This is a genomic window from Pseudomonas iridis (assembly GCF_017980685.1).
GTDB lineage: Bacteria > Pseudomonadota > Gammaproteobacteria > Pseudomonadales > Pseudomonadaceae > Aquipseudomonas > Aquipseudomonas iridis.
Window position 1 is genome coordinate 1 of the sequence record NZ_JACXXO010000044.1, and the last position, 1,583, is coordinate 1,583.

The window sequence follows — 1,583 nt, forward strand, 5'->3', positions numbered from 1 at the left end:
CGTCGAAGTACTGCCCCTGAAAGCGCAGCGGTTGATCCAGGTATTCCTTGCCGGCCAGGGTGATCGCGGCGACTTTGCCGTAGGCGTCGTATTGCGCCGACCAGACGATTTCACCGCTGTAGTCGGTGAGTTCTTGTGGGGTGCCGAGGTGGTCTAGTTGGTAGTAGAACGGGCAGGCCTTTTTTGGGCCTTTGCCGTCGAGCAGTGCCAGCGGGCGGAAGGTGCCGGGTTCGTAGACGTAGCTGCGGTGCTGGGTTTTGCTGCTTTCGGCGACGAGGTGGTCGCCTTGCCAGAAGAACTCGGTTTTTTCGCCGTCGACGGTTTTGCTGATCCGCCGGCCGAAGGCGTCGTACTGGTAGGTCGCGGTTTTGCCGTCGGGACGGGTCAGGCCGATGAGGCGGTGCTGGCAGTCGTAGCGGTATTCGGTGACGAGTTTCTGCGCGGTGCCGCGGCGTTCGCGGATCAGATTGCCGAAGGCGTCGTAGTCGTAGTGGCGATCGCCCTGCATCAGCAGGCGGTTGCCCTTGATCTGTGTGGGGCCGGAGCGCTCCTGCATGAGCAGGTTGCCGGCCGGGTCGTGGGCGAAGGATTCCGGCAGTTCGTCACGTGAGTGGCGTACGCGGATCAGGCGGTCGAGAGCGTCGTAGCCGTAGGTGCGTTGGCCGTGACGGGTGTCGGCGATGTGCTCCAGATTGCCGTTGGCGCTGTAGGCATAATCGCGGCGGTACAGCGAATCGTGCTGATGGCCTACGGCGTGGGCGAGCAGTCGGCCCTGATCGTCGTAGGCATATTCGCTGAGCAGCAAACCTTGCTGACGTTGTTGTTCGCGGCCCGACTGGTAAACGTGTTGCGTCAGCGGCGCGCCGTTGAGGTGGATGGCGGTCAGTGCGCCGCCCTTGGCGTACTGATAGTCGAGCTTGCTGTTGTCCGGCAGGCGCATGCGTTTGAGCTGGCCGCAGGCGTCATAGGCATAACGCAGCGTGCCCCAGCCCTGATGCTCGGTGATCAACCGATCCTGCAGGTCGTATTCGAAGGCCAGCGGATGTTTCTGACCGTCGTCGACGCCAGTCAGTCGACCGAGGCGGTCGTACTGATAGATAACCTTGACCCCGTCAGGCAAGGTCTTGACCAGCAGGCGCCCGGCCGCATCGCGCTCGTAGCCCGTGACCAACACCGAGCCGTCATCGCCGAATTCGGTCTTTTCCAGCAGATGACCGTTGAGGTCGTAGGCGTAGGCCGTACGCCGCCCGTCGAAGCCGGTTTCCTGTCGGATCAGTCCGGTCGGCGTGTAGTCCAGTCGATACTTTTCGCCAGACTCGTTCTCGATTTCGGTGAGCAGCAGTTGCGCATGGTCGTAGCGGTACTGCACCCGCGTGCCGTCAGGGTTGATCCGGCGCGAGACCAGGTGCAGGTCGTCGTCATACTCGAAACGGGTGATGCGCCCGAGTTCGTCGCGTTCGGCGGTGACCTGGTTGTAGGCGCCATAACTGTAGGCGCGGGTGGCGCCCGTAGGAGAAGTCGTCTGGATCAGTCGGCCAATGGCGTCCCAATGCTGACGCGTGACCGCACCGTGTTCATCAGCA

1 protein-coding gene is annotated in these 1,583 nt (G+C 62.6%); it reads right to left on the reverse strand.

What is annotated here, in order from left to right:
* A partial coding sequence (locus IEQ42_RS27215; RefSeq protein ID WP_210706195.1) for an RHS domain-containing protein occupies positions 1–1,583 on the reverse strand: 1,583 nt, incomplete at both ends.